Raw genomic sequence first — 15,850 nt, 5'->3', positions numbered from 1 at the left:
TAACTGAAACAGCATGAAGCGGTCCAAGATTAATCCGATTGCTGAAAAAAGAGCCACTTCGCTAAGTGTTTGCAAATGAGTGCGTGTAGACATAAAAGAACCTCCTTAGGTGAAAGGAGGCCCATGAAAAAAAGCAAGCAGACACAATCCCTACGCTAGTACGAACTAGATCAGGTTTGAGGATTTTGCAGATGCAATCTCAGCCAGAGGCACTCCTTTGTGATAGTTTTTTGACGAATAAGCAGTCAAAATAAAAATTATAAACAAAAATTAGTTAGCAGATCCGCCGAATAGCTTTTTGTAGACTTCATTTGGATCTTTTAGGGTGGTTAAAATATTGAGATCCAGGCTATTGGCAAATCCATTTAGATGACCTTCAGAAGTATATTGATGGAGGTCATAGTCAATATCGGTATTTGGTGCGGCATCAAAATAACCATTGTTGCTACCATAAATCGGAATCCAGACAGAATCAAATTTATCTGTATTGATGCTGTGTTCATTCATGAAATAGGTTCCGATATAGATACCAATTTTTTTCGCTCCCAGACTAGAGAGTTCAGATCGAAAAGCTTCAACACCTGCATTCATATCCGACATGGTTTTTTCTTCTACATCGATCCAGTAAAAGGTCGGATGATAGGGACTAGCAGCCTTGTAAAAACTTTGGGCTTCTTGTCGCATGGACTCGTCACTGGTACCTGTCGCATAGGCATATACAGCAACAGGGATTCCGCGAGCTTGAAACTCTTTGATGTGCGTTTCAAAGGCTTTGTCTAATCCGTTCGCATCTGAGGCGGTATTGTCTTTTTTCGTGCTGGAACCGCTTTGAACCCGAAGGATCACTCCAGAGATATTTTGGGACAAAGTGTCATAATCAATATCTTGAGGGAGTTGCCATCCAGAAAGATCAATAATCGGTTTCATGGTGAGGGCGTTATCAATATGCACTAACTGAGTAGTTGACGAAGCTGTCGTGGCATTTTGAGACGCTGTTGAACGAGGAGGATCGGACTTGCCTATTTCGTTGATTGTCTCAACTACTCCGTAGTTCATGATGAAAAAAATCATGAGAACTGCGAAGAAGAGATAGACAAAAATAGGTTTAATTTTCTTTCTCATCCGTTTTATTTTACCTTAAAAACCTTTTAAAAGTCAATAAAGAAGCCCTGAATAGAAAATTTTTCTTGACTTCTAGCTCTTTTTGAGATAGCTTAAAGAAGTATGAAAAAACAGAAGCAACAGCTAAGGTCTCTTCAGTACCTGACCCAAATTGCGATGTTAGCTGCCCTAGCAATTGTCTCTAGGCAGGTATTTGCCCCTTATCCGAATATTAAACCCATCACGGCTATTTTTCTGGTGACAGGTCTTTACATGGGCTATTGGCCCAGTTTTTGGGTGATGGCCATCACCATGCTGATCACTAGTTTTTATCTAGGATTTGGAGTGATCGTTTTATGGCAGATTGTCTCTTTTGGGCTAGTCTTGGGAGTTTGGCAATTACTCGCTGTAAAACTTCATGCGGATACTAGCAAAAATACACTGATTCAGATGGTGATTGCAGGTTTGCTTCCCTATCTCTATGGGGGTGTTATCGCCCTACCTGATTCAATTTATTGGCAAATTCCCTTGCCTGTCTATCTGCTAGGAAACATCCCTTTTGACACCTATCATGGTGTTTCGACCTTTTTGTTCTACCCATTTATTAAAAGCATTTTTAGGAGATTTTATCAATGAAAAAACAATCCTTTTTTTACTTAGTTTGTTAGCTGTCGTGTCCTTGTCAGCCTGCAGTCAGACGACTGACCAAACACAAGCTTCTAGCAAGGAGTCGGTGACCAGTCATTCTACTAGTCAGAGCCTATTGAAAGCTACGATTACTGTGACGGACTACGAGAAAAAAGAAACCAAGACAGATGTTGAATTTGAAGAAGGGCAATCCCTGATGGAGGTTTTAAAGGCTCATTTTACCATTGTGGAGGAAAATGGTCTGATTACTTCTATTAATGGTGTTAGCCAGGATAAAGACAAGGGGATTTACTGGATGTATAAAGTCAACAATGAGATGGCCTCTGTTGGAGCGAAAGATTTCGTACTCAAGAATGGAGATACGGTTCAATTTTATCAAGAAAAGTATTAAAAAGGTGCCGAAAGGCGCTTTTTCTATGCCATAAGGAGAATCCGATCTTTCGGATCAAATACGCGGATTTGATTAGATAGGACAGTCGAACTATGATATAATGGAACGAGGCTATATCCGAAGTAGAAGTAGCCAAGTTAGATGAAAGAGAAATTGTGAGAGAGAGAGCATGGATAACCAACTGAAACAGATTGACAAACGACATTTTTTAAACTACTCCATCTTGATTCCCTATCTGATTTTGTCCATTATCGGCTTAATCATGGTTTATTCAACCACTAGTGCGGTCCAGATTCGAGCAGGTAGAAGTGCAGAACGTTCCTTTGTGACCCAGGCAGCATTTTGGGGAGTGAGTTTAATTGGTATTTTTATCATTTATCGGATGCGCCTTAGTTTTTTACGAAGAGCAAGGGTTGTAAATGTTGCCATTTTGGTGGAAATTCTCTTACTGATTGCTTCTCGCTTTTTTACTCCGGTAAACGGGGCATACGGCTGGATCAGTTTTGGAGCCTTCACCATGCAACCTGCAGAATATCTGAAACTCATTATAGTTTGGTTTCTGGCGTATAAATTCTCAGCTATTCAAAAAGATATTTCGATCTATGATTACCAGGCCTTGACCAAGGGGCGTTGGATTCCAAATAGAGTCAATGATTGGCGCCTGGTCAGTCTCATCTTATTACTACTAGTTGCTTCTCTCCCCGATTTGGGAAATGCGACGATTATTGCCTTGACCATATTGATTATGGTATCCGTCAGTGGTGTCGGTCATAGGTGGTTCTCGGTGATTTTAGGAGCTGTTGTTGGAATTTCAACGATTGTTTTGGGTTCCATTTCCATCTTAGGTGTCAAAGTGGTGGAGCGTATTCCTGTTTTTGGTTATGTGGCGAAGCGTTTTGAAGCCTTTTACAATCCTTTTGTCAATCAAACAAGCTCCGGTCTACAGCTATCACATTCTTACTATGCGATGAGTAACGGAGGTTGGTTTGGTCGTGGATTGGGCAATTCAGTTGAAAAAAATGGCTACTTGCCAGAAGCTCATACTGACTTTGCTTTTTCCATCACGATTGAAGAGTTAGGATTGATCGGAGCCAGTCTCATCTTAGCCATCCTCTTCTTTTTAATCCTGCGAATCATCATCGTTGGGATTCGAGCCCGAAATCCATTCAACGCGATGATGGCGCTAGGGGTAGCAGGGATGCTTTTGATTCAGACCTTTGTGAATATCGGTGGAATTTCGGGATTGATTCCTGCAACAGGGGTTACCTTCCCCTTTATTTCGCAAGGAGGCAGTAGCTTGTTGATTATCTCCATCGCGATTGGCTTTGTGTTAAATATTGATGCCAATGAGAAACGGGATCAATTGCAACGAGAACTTGAATTTGGACATAGAGTAGGATAACCAGCGAGTTCTTAAAGGGAAATGAGGAAAATTATGTCGATTGAAAAATTAGAAAATTTCAGTAACAAGCAGACCGTAGCAGAGGAAATCACGATTCTCCAAGAAACGCTCAACCATGTTGCACGCAAGATTCTGACAGAAGAGACTGTTCAAAAGATTGAAACCCTATCAGAACTGGCAAAAGAGGATCACTACCAACAAATCCTCAGCATTATCAAAGAATCGAGCAATCGAGAACTGGGCTATATCTCTCGTTATTTTTCCATCCTCCCCTTGTTGATCAATATCTCGGAGGATGTGGATTTAGCCTATGAGATCAACCGCCAAAACAATACAGAACAAGATTATTTAGGGAAATTATCTACGACTATTGAACTCGTGGCCAAGCGAGAAGATGCTCCCTATCTTCTGGAACACTTGAATGTTGTCCCTGTCTTAACGGCTCATCCAACGCAAGTTCAACGGAAGACTATGCTTGATTTGACCAATAATATCCACGATCTCCTACGAAAATATCGGGATGTTAAGTCGGGTCTTGTCAATGAAAAAAAATGGCGAAAAGATCTCTTGCGCAATATCGAAATCATGATGCAAACGGATATCATTCGTGAGCGAAAGTTAAAGGTTCGCAATGAGATCACGAATGTTATGGAATACTATAATAGTTCGTTGATTAAGGCCATTACGAAATTAACCAGCCAGTACAAGGAACTGGCTGAGGAAAAAGGGATTTACCTGGACAATCCAAAACCTATTACGATGGGGATGTGGATTGGGGGAGACCGAGATGGCAATCCTTTCGTAACGGCGGATACCTTAAAACTTTCAGCGACTGTACAGAGTACGGTTATTCTCAATTACTATATAGAAAAACTGGGAGGACTCTACCGCACCTTCTCGCTATCGACTGCACTGTCTACTCTTTCTCCCGGAGTGCTCAAAATGGCGGAAGACTCAGATGATCAATCGGTCTACCGGGAAAATGAACCTTACCGCAGGGCCTTTCGGTATATCCAGTCTAGAGTGAATGAGACCTTGGAAGATCTTTCTCATTTGGAGGAGGCTAAGACGAAGGGTTCTCACCAAAGCGAAAGTAAGGCGACGATTCGTGCGTATGCATCCGCTCAGGAATTTAAGGCTGACCTGTTAGTGATTACCGAATCCTTGATGGAAAACGGGAATGAGGACTTAATAGCTGGTGATTTGGCAGAATTACTGCAAGCAGTAGATATTTTTGGTTTTTATCTTGCGTCGATTGACATGCGCCAAGACTCAAGTGTATTAGAATCCTGTGTAGCAGAACTTTTAAGGGGGGCAAATATTGAGGAAGATTATAGCAGTCTCTCTGAAGAAGATAAGATTCGTCTTCTCTTAAAGGAATTGACGGAGGATCCTAGGACTCTTTCATCCACCCATGTACCCAAATCAGAACAGTTACAAACAGAACTGGCAATATTTCAGACAGCACGGGTACTCAAAGATAAGCTAGGGGAAGATGTGATTAAACAACACATTGTCTCCCATACCGAAAGTGTCTCTGATTTGTTTGAGCTGGCAATTCTTCTAAAAGAAGTTGGACTAGTAAATCAAGATCAAGCTCGTGTTCAAATTGTCCCGTTATTTGAGACGATTGAGGATTTAGAGCATTCGAGAGAAATTATGCGCCAGTACTTAGACTACGACGTAGTAAAAGCTTGGATTGCTAGCAATCATCATTACCAAGAAATTATGCTGGGCTATTCCGATTCGAATAAAGACGGGGGGTATTTGGCGTCAGGTTGGACTCTCTACAAGGCTCAAAATGAGTTAACAAAGATTGGCCAAGAGTTTGGAGTTAAAATCACCTTCTTCCATGGACGCGGAGGAACAGTCGGGCGAGGAGGCGGCCCATCATACGATGCCATTACTTCCCAGCCGTTTGACTCCATTCGGGACCGCATCCGTTTGACAGAACAAGGAGAAGTGATCGGCAATAAGTATGGCAATAAAGATGCGGCTTATTATCACCTGGAAATGCTCGTGTCAGCGACGATGAATCGAATGGTCAGCAATATGATTACAGATCCAGATGAAATTGAAGGATTCCGCGCTACCATGGATGAAATCGTTGGCAACTCCTATGAAATTTACCGAAGTCTTGTTTTTGGAAATCCTTATTTTTATGATTATTTCTTTACAGCAAGCCCTATCCGAGAAGTATCTAGTCTCAATATTGGTTCACGTCCAGCTGCTCGAAAGACGATTACAGAAATTTCAGGCTTACGAGCTATTCCATGGGTCTTTTCATGGTCTCAAAATCGAATCATGCTTCCAGGATGGTACGGAGTTGGTTCTAGTTTCAAACAATATATCGACGCAGCCCCCGAAAATCTTGAGAAGTTGCAAAAGATGTATCAGAGTTGGCCGTTTTTCCGTTCCTTATTGTCCAATGTAGACATGGTTTTGTCCAAGTCCAATATGAATATCGCCTTTGAATATGCCAAATTGTGTTCAGACCCGCAATTAAAAGAAGTCTTTTATACCATCTTAGATGAATGGCAATTAACAAAAGATATTATTTTGTCAATTGAACAACACGAGGAACTGATAGAAGACTTGCCGTCTCTAAGGGAAAGCTTGGCCTATCGTCTCCCTTACTTTAATGTACTAAATTATATTCAAATCGAACTCATCCATCGTCTTCGTACCGGTCAGATAACGGATGGATTAGAAAACTTTATCCATATCACCATCAATGGTGTAGCTACAGGTCTTCGGAATTCTGGATAAGATGATTCCAAGAAACAAGAGCAATGGCGGTTTCATCTCTTATGAAATCCATGAGAAAGTGCAGTCACAGACTGATTTAGCTCTTGAAGAAGAGAATCCTGAGAAATTAAATAGAAAAAGCTTGCAATTCTAATGGAATTTGTTAGAATAGTAAGGTAAAGATAAACTGTGTTGACACTGTCTATCTATAAAATATATTTTATTGGAGGCTTTTACCAAAATGGCAAAAGAAAAATACGATCGTAGTAAACCACACGTTAACATTGGTACCATTGGACACGTTGACCACGGTAAAACTACATTGACTGCAGCTATCACTACTGTATTGGCACGTCGCTTGCCTTCATCAGTTAACCAACCAAAAGACTATGCGTCTATCGATGCTGCTCCAGAAGAACGCGAACGCGGTATCACCATCAACACTGCGCACGTTGAGTACGAAACTGAAAAACGTCACTATGCTCACATCGACGCTCCAGGACACGCGGACTACGTTAAAAACATGATCACTGGTGCCGCTCAAATGGACGGTGCGATCCTTGTAGTAGCTTCAACTGACGGACCAATGCCACAAACTCGTGAGCACATCTTGCTTTCACGTCAGGTTGGTGTTAAACACTTGATCGTCTTCATGAACAAGGTTGACTTGGTAGATGATGAAGAGTTGCTTGAATTGGTTGAAATGGAAATCCGTGACCTCTTGTCAGAATACGATTTCCCAGGTGATGACCTTCCAGTTATCCAAGGTTCAGCTCTTAAAGCCCTTGAAGGTGATTCTAAATTCGAAGACATCATCATGGACTTGATGAACACTGTTGACGAGTACATTCCAGAACCAGAACGTGACACTGACAAACCACTCTTGTTGCCAGTCGAAGACGTATTCTCAATCACTGGACGTGGTACAGTTGCTTCAGGACGTATCGACCGTGGTACTGTTAAAGTCAACGACGAAGTTGAAATCGTTGGTATCAAAGAAGAAATTCAAAAAGCAGTTGTTACTGGGGTAGAAATGTTCCGTAAACAATTGGATGAAGGTCTTGCAGGAGACAACGTTGGTGTGCTTCTCCGTGGTGTACAACGTGATGAAATCGAACGTGGTCAAGTATTGGCTAAACCAGGTTCAATCAACCCACACACTAAATTCAAAGGTGAAGTTTACATCCTTACAAAAGATGAAGGTGGACGTCACACTCCATTCTTCGATAACTACCGTCCACAGTTCTACTTCCGTACAACTGACGTAACTGGTTCAATCAAATTGCCAGAAGGTACTGAAATGGTAATGCCTGGTGATAACGTAACAATCGACGTTGAATTGATCCACCCAATCGCCGTTGAACAAGGTACTACTTTCTCTATCCGTGAAGGTGGACGTACTGTTGGTTCAGGTATGGTTACTGAAATCGAAGCTTAATTCGATTAAGTTCCCAAATTAACAATTATAATCAGACAAAAGAGAGGTTGGGACAAAAGTCCTAGCCTCTCAATTTTTTTTTGGATTGTCGAGCAAAACGCAGTGGTTGAGTGGGCTCTACTAGGCTGATTTCATCAGCTATTACAGCCCTACTCAACTGTGCGGAGGTGGGACGACGAAATCGCATTCTACCGAATGACCGATTTCTGTCCCACTCTCTTTTTTGATTTACGAACCATCAGGACAGAGAAGCGTCATAAAGCGCTAGAAAGATTTGTCCAAATGTGATATAATGATCAAGTAAATAAATAAAGAAGAGGTATGTGAAATGTCACGTAAACCATTTATCGCCGGTAACTGGAAAATGAACAAAAATCCAGAAGAAGCAAAAGCTTTTGTGGAAGCTGTAGCTGCTAAACTTCCATCAACCGATCTTGTTGAAGCAGGAATCGCTGTTCCTGCAGTAGATTTGACAACTGTTCTGGCTGCTGCAAAAGGTTCTAACCTTAAAGTTGCTGCGCAAAACACTTACTTTGAAAATGCAGGTGCCTTCACTGGTGAAACTTCTCCACAAGTTTTGAAAGAAATCGGTACAGACTACGTGGTTATCGGTCACTCAGAACGCCGTGATTACTTCCATGAAACGGACGAAGATATCAACAAAAAGCAAAAGCTATCTTTGCGAATGGTCTTTTGCCAATCATCTGTTGTGGCGAGTCACTTGAGACTTATGAAGCTGGTAAAGCTGCTGAGTTCGTAGGTGCTCAAGTATCGGCTGCTTTGGCAGGCTTGACTGCAGAGCAAGTAGCTGCATCTGTTATTGCCTACGAGCCAATCTGGGCTATCGGAACAGGTAAATCCGCTTCTCAAGACGATGCACAAAAAATGTGTAAAGTGGTCCGTGACGTGGTCGCTGCTGACTTCGGTCAAGAAGTGGCTGACAAAGTCCGTGTACAATACGGTGGTTCTGTTAAACCTGAAAATGTTGCTGAATACATGGCTTGTCCAGATGTGGATGGTGCTCTTGTTGGTGGCGCATCCCTTGAAGCAGAAAGCTTCTTGGCTTTGTTAAACTTCTAAGAATATGAAGTCATTAAAAAGAGGCTGGGACAAAAGTCCTAGCCTCTCAATTGTTTTTGGATTGTCGAGCAAGATGCAGTGGTTGAGTGGAGGTGGGACGACGAAATCGACTTCTAACGAATGACCGATTTCTGTCCCACTCTCATTTGTTTTGATGGAAGGGGGTGAGGTTCTTTGGAAGATTTGCTAAGCTTCCAATATCTTCCGCACGAGATGATGCTCGTCTCCTCTTAGGACTTCCGACTTCGTACTTTCTTGCGAATCGTATAAGCTAAGTTCGTCAATCGGTAGAAAGGGCTGGTTGGCAAGTTAAATTCGCCAATGTACTCCTCTATATGAGGATTTAGACGGGCTTTGAATGTGTAGAGACCACCATCCAAACTGTTTTCTACCCCGCCCATGTTTTGCCAACGATTGCCTCGTTCAAAGGCGTGTTTGGCTGTTTCAAACCAGGTCAACAAAGGAGCTTGGTATTGGCGATAGTCGTCGTCCATGCCGGCGTATATGTTTTCGGACGTATGAGCAAACTCTACGGATAAGGTGGCTGCTAGGGGGATAACAGTTCTTCCTTCTTTTAGTTTTTCAGATAGAAAATCAATTTCTTTTACGAGACGATCGATTTCTTTCTGTGCTTGATCAATCTTACTTTGACGGCCATTTTCACCTAAGGAAGCTAAATGGGTTTGGGCCTTTTCTAATTGTTGGTCTAGATTTTTTCTTCGGACTGCTAGATCTAGACTAGCCATGGTGATATAGGACTGTCCTGGATAAGTATTGAGAATCTTAAGGTAGTAATCCCGTCCTCGTAGGTGGATTTGCTTGCGAGCCTCAGTTTTTTTCATGAGAGCTGTAAAGTCGTCCACCAACTCTGGGCCACCATATTGAATATCAATTCCCTTATTTCGAGCTGTACGAAGTTCCTGTCTGACGCGTTTAGAGAAATGGCTCTCAGAAAAATCCGTTGCATAAAGGTTGGCTTGGAAACGCGGCTGGACATTTTCGGTGATATCCGTTGTCAAGCCTAGCCAATCACAGCCTAATTTTTGTAAACTGTCGATGGTATTTTGCGCAAGAGGATTTTCAGTTCGTTGCCCTCCCGCTTGTACTTGGCGTTGGATGAAGGGGTCAAACTTGATAAAAATGGCCTTGTAGGTCTTCGCAAGTCGCTTCAATGTTTTTAGGACATAGGCCAGCAAGTCTTGGTCTTGGTAGTCTAAGATCGGACCACGTGGAATATAAATCATGGTGCGTCCCAGTAAGAGGGGACGAATAAGGAGAGATGCAGCAGCTACCAGTCGGTCATCCTGATAGATGCCGAGGCGAACATTTCCCCATTCTTCTTTGACCTGGGCCCAGTTGCTGCTTTGAAAGACAGTGACCAACGGCTGTTGTTCAATGAAGGTGTCGTAGGTCTCTTTATCAAGGTCTAGTTTATAATGATACATTAAAGAACCCACTTTCTAATGGCGTAAGCAACGCCGTCTTCGTCATTTGATTTGGTAATCGACTTGGCAATTTCTTTGGTTTTGGGATTGCCATTTTCCATGACAACTGGATGTCCAACTACTTCTAGCATGGGACGATCATTTTCTTGATCGCCAATAGCCATTGTTTGGTCCATCGAAAGACCTAGTTTTTTGGCCAATTGTTGGATCGCATATCCTTTATTTCCTTCCTTAGGACAGATTTCATAATAAAAATCGGCCGATTTACCAGCGTTGAACCTCTTTTTCAGATCTTCTGGAATGAGAGGGATCAGGGCATCCAGTTTTTCCGGTTCATCTACCAGCATGGTTTTAATGATCTCAATGTCTCTCATCTCTTCTGTGGTGCGATAGAAAATAGGGGCGTTCACCAAAACGGATTCATAAATGGTGTATTTCCCAAGGTTTCGATTGGCAGTGTAGATCCCTTCTTTTGTAGAAGCGTGCATTGGGATATCGAGTTTTTGGGCAATGGTCTGAATATCCATAAACTCTTCATAAGTCAAGGTTGCCTGACTGATGATGTCGCCAGTTGCGACGTCAAGGACGAGTCCGCCGTTAAAAGTTATGGCGTAGTCTCCAGGTTCTCTCAACTGCAGTTCGGTTAAGAGATTCTGGATGCCAGAAAGAGGCCGTCCTGTTGCGAGGACAACTTTTACACCAGCTTTTTTAGCCTCCTGAATGGCTTCAAAAACAGCTGGTGTGATTTCTTTTTGGCTATTCAATAAGGTACCATCAATATCGATAGCAATTAATTTAATAGGCATATCATTCTCCATAGATGAATCGATCGTTATGAATATAAGAAAGGAAGTCTCGGCTATCCTTGGCAAAAATATCCGTCGCAGACAACATCTCTTTCGGGAAGTAGAAGCGGCTATCTCCATGAATGGTGCCAGACAAGGATTGGACGACAGGAGATAGTTGGGAGAGTTCGATCAACTGACCGTCCTTTCGTAATATATCGATCTGTGTGCGATGGTGTTTGGCCTCAGGCCGATAAATATCATAAGGGAGGTCGAAGTTTTTATGAATGGCTGTATAGTACTCAGGGTCAAAACCAACATTGGCTACGATATTTCGTAAGAGATCCAGGTCTTCTTCGTTCTGACTAGAAAATGTGATCGACTTAAAGACCTTGCGATTGATGTAGCGTTCGGCTAGGTTGGCAAGAACGGGATCAGGACCTGTCATCCAAGTCTGGAAATAGGTATTCATCACGCCGTCATCGAGAGCTAGATAATCGCTCAACTGGTAGGAGCGCTCTAAAAATGGAATCAAACCAGGAGAGGAGAGTGCAAAATACTCTTTTTCTACTGGGTAGAGGACCTTAGCTCGGTTTAGCAGATTTTGTAAGAGGACTTCCATAGACCGACTCGCGGGGTGAAAATAGACCTGCATATACATCTGATAGCGACTGAGGACGTAATCTTCTACCGCATGCATACCAGATTCTTTAAAGGCAATCCCATCTTCAGTAGGGATAATCACCCTTAAAATTCGTGTCAAGTCAAATTGACCATAATTTACGCCTGTAAAGAAGGAATCCCGCAAGAGGTAGTCCATCCGATCGGCATCGATCTGACTGGATATCAATTGGACCACCTGCTTGTTCGGATAAGTATGGTTGATGACTGCAGCGACCATATCCGGAAATGCTGGCGAAACGCGTCGCAGGACCTGATGGACTTCTGTTTCGGGATTTAGGATAATATCACAGGTCATGGTTTCATGGTTTGTATCAAACAGTCTTTCAAAGGTATGTGAATAAGCACCGTGGCCAATGTCGTGTAAGAGAGCAGCCACTAAGGTCACCAAGGATTCGCTGCTATCCCACAGATGGGCATAGTCTTTTTCAAATTTTTGGGTGATGCGACGTGCAATTTCATAGACACCAAGAGAATGGGAAAAACGGCTATGCTCTCCCCCATGGAAGGTGTAGGAGGTCGTTCCTAACTGTTTGATCCGACGCAATCGTTGGAATTCTTTGGTATTAATCAATTCATAAATGACGGGTTGATCCACATGAATATAATTGTGTACGGGATCTCGAAATACTTTTTCAATCATGACTCTATTATATCAAAAGTAAAGGCGCTTTTTCTAGCGAAAACCTTGGTCTCGGCAAGGGAGGAAGGGCTGAAGTTTATCATTGTATGTTAGACGAAATAATACTATAATAAAACAAAAGAGAGAGGAGAGGATGGATGCACCTGCAATTGCAAAATGAAATAAGGATTGGGGACCAAGTGGAAGTTGTATATCATACCTATGAGGGAGAATGGTTCGAAAAAAATGAGTTTTGTTTTTTGGTTTACCACAATGAAGACGGAGAAAAAGTCGTCATCAAATACAATCAACAGGAGTTATCCATGACTCGTTTTTCCAATCCCAAGTCTGTGATGCGTTTTTGTGTAGACCAAGAGTCCTTGGCGACGATCCCTACTCCGATGGGGCTCCAGCAATTGAAGACGAAAACATCCCATTACCAGTTGAAGCGTGCCGAAGGTCAAGTGCAACTCCATTATGATCTCTTGCCCATGGAGGGGGATGTCTCCTTTGCCAGCTATCAGATGGAAATTCGATGGCAAGAGTAAAAAAGTATTGAAGGTCCGTTGGTTTTCTGCTATAATGGTAAAAACTGAGGGAGTAGCTAGCGAAGGAATTCGTTACATTGTCGTCATTCCGAAACCATTTTCCGGCAATGTATTAAATAGCGAGACTTGTTTTAAAAAACAGGTCTCTTTTTTGTTGAAAGAGAGGCCAAGAAGGAGAGAACTTATGGCGAAAGAACAAAAACGTCATGCATTTTACGCTCAAGATGAAGAAACGGTCTTGACAGAAGTAGCCGCAAACAAAGAAGGATTAACGACTGCTGAAGCTCAATCCCGTTTGACGACATATGGGCACAATGAACTAGAAGAGGGAGAAAAACGGTCCGTCTTGGCTAAGTTCTTGGATCAGTTTAAGGATTTGATGATCATCATCCTTTTGGTTGCTGCGGCCCTATCAGTGGTCACAGAAGGGATGGAAGGTCTGACAGATGCCATTATTATCCTGATCGTAGTGGTTTTAAACGCGGCTTTTGGTGTCTACCAGGAAGGACAAGCAGAAGCAGCTATTGAAGCCTTAAAATCCATGTCTAGTCCTCTTGCACGTGTCCGTCGGGATGGTCATGTGGCTGAGATTGATTCAAAAGAGTTGGTTCCTGGGGATGTCGTCTTGCTGGAAGCAGGAGATGTGGTTCCCGCTGATCTCCGTCTGCTGGAGGCGGCTTCTCTTAAAATCGAAGAAGCAGCTCTAACAGGAGAATCCGTACCGGTCGAAAAAGATCTTTCTGTTGCGCTTACTGAAGATGCTGGAATCGGAGACCGGGTGAACATGGCCTACCAAAACTCAAATGTGACCTATGGACGAGGTTTGGGAGTTGTCGTTAACACGGGGATGTATACGGAAGTGGGCCATATTGCTGGAATGTTGGCCAATGCTGATGAAGCAGATACCCCATTAAAACAAAGCTTGAATCATCTTTCTAAGGTGTTGACCTACATTATCCTGGTAATTGCTATTATTACCTGTGCCGTGGGCTATTTTGTTCAAGGGAAGCCTTTCCTTGAAAGCTTGATGGTTGCGGTAGCGCTCGCTGTCGCAGCGATTCCAGAGGGCTTGCCGGCTATCGTAACTGTCGTCCTTTCCTTGGGAACACGGACGCTGGCAGAGCGCAACTCAATTGTTCGTCAGCTTCCAGCAGTTGAAACCCTTGGATCGACTGAAATTATCGCGTCGGATAAGACAGGGACCTTGACCATGAACAAGATGACGGTTGAGAAAGTCTTCTATGATGGACACTTACACGATGCCAAGGATGAGATTGAACTAGGACTTGAGATGCCTTTGTTGCGCTCCGTTGTCTTGGCCAATGATACTAAAATCGACTCAGAAGGGCACTTGATTGGGGATCCAACTGAAACAGCCTTTATCCAATATGCACTGGACAAGGGTTATGATGTCAAAGGATTTTTAGAAAAATATCCGCGTGTTGCGGAATTGCCCTTTGACTCAGATCGTAAGCTCATGTCTACCGTGCATCCTCTTTCGGATGGTCGATTCCTTGTTGCTGTAAAGGGAGCGCCAGATCAGCTCTTGAAACGTTGTGTGTCGCGTGATAAAGCGGGCGATGTAGCTGCAATCGATGAGCACGTTTCTGATTTAATCCAGACCAACAACTCCACAATGGCTCACCAAGCCCTACGTGTGCTTGCAGGTGCTTATAAGATTGTGGACAGTATTCCAGAAAACGTGACTTCTGAAGAGTTAGAAAGTGATTTAATCTTCACTGGTTTGATTGGAATGATCGACCCTGAACGTCCTGAAGCTGCGGATGCTGTACGCGTTGCCAAAGAAGCGGGTATCCGTCCCATCATGATTACTGGAGACCATCAGGATACAGCGGAAGCTATTGCGAAGCGCTTGGGGATTATCGATCCAAATGATACGGAAGACCATGTCTTTACTGGGGCAGAGTTGAACGAGCTTTCAGATGAAGAATTCCAAAAAGTCTTCAAGCAATATTCAGTCTATGCGCGTGTGTCTCCTGAACACAAGGTACGGATCGTAAAAGCATGGCAAAATGATGGAAAAGTCGTTGCCATGACAGGAGATGGAGTCAATGATGCACCATCCCTGAAAACAGCGGATATCGGTATTGGGATGGGGATTACAGGTACGGAGGTTTCTAAAGGAGCTTCGGATATGGTCCTTGCAGATGACAACTTTGCTACCATTATCGTTGCGGTGGAAGAAGGTCGAAAGGTCTTCTCTAACATCCAAAAATCCATTCAATACCTTCTATCTGCTAATATGGCAGAAGTCTTCACCATCTTCTTTGCGACTCTCTTTGGATGGGATGTGCTTCAACCAGTTCACCTCTTGTGGATTAACCTCGTGACAGATACTCTTCCAGCCATTGCTTTAGGTGTGGAGCCGTCTGAGCCCGGTGTGATGAAGCACAAGCCTCGTGGCCGGAAATCTGGTTTCTTCTCAGGTGGTGTATTAGGAGCGATCTTCTACCAAGGAATTTTACAAACGATGCTGGTTCTTGGTGTTTACGGTTGGGCTATTCTATACCCTGAGCATTTGGATAATACCGCTATTCACGGGGATGCATTGACAATGGCCTTTGCGACTTTGGGCTTAATTCAGTTAGTCCATGCCTATAATGTCAAGTCGGTCTATCAATCCATCTTTAAAGTTGGCTTCTTCAAAAATCGTCTGTTCAACTGGTGTCTCCCAGTAGCATTAATCGTCCTGCTTGCGACGATCGTCATTCCTGGATTTAACCAATTCTTCCATGTGACCAATCTATCCCTTACTCAATGGGCGGTTGTCGTAGGAGGAAGCTTGTCCATGTTTGTCATTGTCGAGATTATCAAAGCGATTCAACGTGCTTTGGGGATGGACAAAAATGCAATTTAATGAAATGATTGCAAGGATCGACTCCAACCAGTGAGTCCAATCAATGAAGCAAAGGATTTAGTTCTGTAAGGTGCAGGACTAAA

General features: G+C 43.0%; 12 protein-coding genes, 1 pseudogene and 1 riboswitch. Of the genes and pseudogenes, 8 read left to right on the top strand and 5 right to left on the bottom strand.

All coding sequences use genetic code 11. The features are described 5' to 3' along the window. Together STRDD13_RS08820 and STRDD13_RS03185 are read right to left on the bottom strand one after the other, a co-directional pair. Nucleotides 1-93 (bottom strand): hypothetical protein (locus tag STRDD13_RS08820; protein ID WP_269450104.1); only part of this gene is annotated, 93 nt, incomplete at its 3' end. 37 nt (nucleotides 94-130) lie between these two features. Beyond that, a riboswitch (TPP riboswitch) is annotated at nucleotides 131-227 on the bottom strand. Between the two features lie 43 nt (nucleotides 228-270). Then, the gene (locus STRDD13_RS03185; protein ID WP_067101777.1) at nucleotides 271-1,122 is read right to left on the bottom strand and encodes a glycoside hydrolase family 25 protein; all 852 of its coding nucleotides are present in this window, start codon (nucleotides 1,120-1,122) and stop codon (nucleotides 271-273) included. 102 nt (nucleotides 1,123-1,224) lie between these two features. Here STRDD13_RS03185 and STRDD13_RS03180 point away from each other — a divergent pair, with 102 nt between their 5' ends. The 6 genes and pseudogenes from STRDD13_RS03180 to tpiA all read left to right on the top strand — a co-directional run bounded on the left by STRDD13_RS03180 (nucleotide 1,225) and on the right by tpiA (nucleotide 8,808). After that, a complete protein-coding gene (locus STRDD13_RS03180; RefSeq protein ID WP_067101774.1) occupies nucleotides 1,225-1,737 on the top strand; it encodes an ECF transporter S component in 513 nt (170 codons plus the stop codon). Beyond that, complete coding sequence (locus tag STRDD13_RS03175) at nucleotides 1,661-2,140, top strand: DUF4430 domain-containing protein (protein WP_156471237.1); 480 nt, start codon at nucleotides 1,661-1,663, stop codon at nucleotides 2,138-2,140. The genes STRDD13_RS03180 and STRDD13_RS03175 overlap by 77 nt, the downstream gene beginning before the upstream one ends. A gap of 169 nt (nucleotides 2,141-2,309) precedes the next feature. Next, nucleotides 2,310-3,542 (top strand): cell division peptidoglycan polymerase FtsW, encoded by a 1,233-nt coding sequence (ftsW, locus tag STRDD13_RS03170; protein ID WP_067101768.1) that lies wholly within the window; start codon nucleotides 2,310-2,312, stop codon nucleotides 3,540-3,542. A gap of 33 nt (nucleotides 3,543-3,575) precedes the next feature. Then, the gene (gene ppc / locus STRDD13_RS03165) at nucleotides 3,576-6,311 is read left to right on the top strand and encodes a phosphoenolpyruvate carboxylase (RefSeq protein WP_067101764.1); all 2,736 of its coding nucleotides are present in this window, start codon (nucleotides 3,576-3,578) and stop codon (nucleotides 6,309-6,311) included. Between the two features lie 220 nt (nucleotides 6,312-6,531). Continuing rightward, a complete protein-coding gene (gene tuf / locus STRDD13_RS03160; RefSeq protein ID WP_067101761.1) occupies nucleotides 6,532-7,728 on the top strand; it encodes an elongation factor Tu in 1,197 nt (398 codons plus the stop codon). Between the two features lie 328 nt (nucleotides 7,729-8,056). After that, nucleotides 8,057-8,808, top strand: a pseudogene (tpiA, locus tag STRDD13_RS03155) (triose-phosphate isomerase). A 230-nt stretch (nucleotides 8,809-9,038) separates the two neighbouring features. Here tpiA and STRDD13_RS03150 read toward each other — a convergent pair. From STRDD13_RS03150 to STRDD13_RS03140, 3 genes are read right to left on the bottom strand one after another with little or no spacing between them, the layout of a single operon-like run. Beyond that, the gene (locus STRDD13_RS03150) at nucleotides 9,039-10,253 is read right to left on the bottom strand and encodes an aminoacyltransferase (protein ID WP_067101758.1); all 1,215 of its coding nucleotides are present in this window, start codon (nucleotides 10,251-10,253) and stop codon (nucleotides 9,039-9,041) included. Continuing rightward, complete coding sequence (gene yidA / locus STRDD13_RS03145; protein WP_067101755.1) at nucleotides 10,253-11,059, bottom strand: sugar-phosphatase; 807 nt, start codon at nucleotides 11,057-11,059, stop codon at nucleotides 10,253-10,255. The genes STRDD13_RS03150 and yidA overlap by 1 nt, the downstream gene beginning before the upstream one ends. 1 nt (nucleotide 11,060) lies before the next feature. Next, a complete protein-coding gene (locus tag STRDD13_RS03140) occupies nucleotides 11,061-12,362 on the bottom strand; it encodes an HD domain-containing protein (protein WP_067101753.1) in 1,302 nt (433 codons plus the stop codon). A 137-nt stretch (nucleotides 12,363-12,499) separates the two neighbouring features. Between STRDD13_RS03140 and STRDD13_RS03135 the strand changes: the two genes are divergently transcribed. Both STRDD13_RS03135 and STRDD13_RS03130 read left to right on the top strand, forming a co-directional pair. Continuing rightward, a complete protein-coding gene (locus STRDD13_RS03135; RefSeq protein WP_067101750.1) occupies nucleotides 12,500-12,889 on the top strand; it encodes a YwiB family protein in 390 nt (129 codons plus the stop codon). Nucleotides 12,890-13,073: 184 nt separating this feature from the next. Beyond that, nucleotides 13,074-15,767: a cation-translocating P-type ATPase gene (locus STRDD13_RS03130; protein ID WP_067101747.1), complete on the top strand. Its 2,694-nt coding sequence runs from the start codon at nucleotides 13,074-13,076 to the stop codon at nucleotides 15,765-15,767. The last annotated feature ends 83 nt before the right edge of the window (nucleotides 15,768-15,850 follow it).

Source organism: Streptococcus sp. DD13 (assembly GCF_001578875.1).
Taxonomy (GTDB): domain Bacteria; phylum Bacillota; class Bacilli; order Lactobacillales; family Streptococcaceae; genus Streptococcus.
The sequence above is the reverse complement of the archived record's forward strand: the minus strand, read 5'-3'. Positions and strand labels throughout refer to the sequence as shown.

Coding starts and splice junctions, on each gene's coding strand:
- STRDD13_RS03185 (WP_067101777.1), bottom strand. CDS start 1,122: ATGAGAAAGAAAATTAAACCTATTTTTGTCTATCTCTTCTTCGCAGTT.
- STRDD13_RS03180 (WP_067101774.1), top strand. CDS start 1,225: ATGAAAAAACAGAAGCAACAGCTAAGGTCTCTTCAGTACCTGACCCAA.
- ftsW (WP_067101768.1), top strand. CDS start 2,310: ATGGATAACCAACTGAAACAGATTGACAAACGACATTTTTTAAACTAC.
- ppc (WP_067101764.1), top strand. CDS start 3,576: ATGTCGATTGAAAAATTAGAAAATTTCAGTAACAAGCAGACCGTAGCA.
- tuf (WP_067101761.1), top strand. CDS start 6,532: ATGGCAAAAGAAAAATACGATCGTAGTAAACCACACGTTAACATTGGT.
- STRDD13_RS03150 (WP_067101758.1), bottom strand. CDS start 10,253: ATGTATCATTATAAACTAGACCTTGATAAAGAGACCTACGACACCTTC.
- yidA (WP_067101755.1), bottom strand. CDS start 11,059: ATGCCTATTAAATTAATTGCTATCGATATTGATGGTACCTTATTGAAT.
- STRDD13_RS03140 (WP_067101753.1), bottom strand. CDS start 12,362: ATGATTGAAAAAGTATTTCGAGATCCCGTACACAATTATATTCATGTG.
- STRDD13_RS03135 (WP_067101750.1), top strand. CDS start 12,500: ATGCACCTGCAATTGCAAAATGAAATAAGGATTGGGGACCAAGTGGAA.
- STRDD13_RS03130 (WP_067101747.1), top strand. CDS start 13,074: ATGGCGAAAGAACAAAAACGTCATGCATTTTACGCTCAAGATGAAGAA.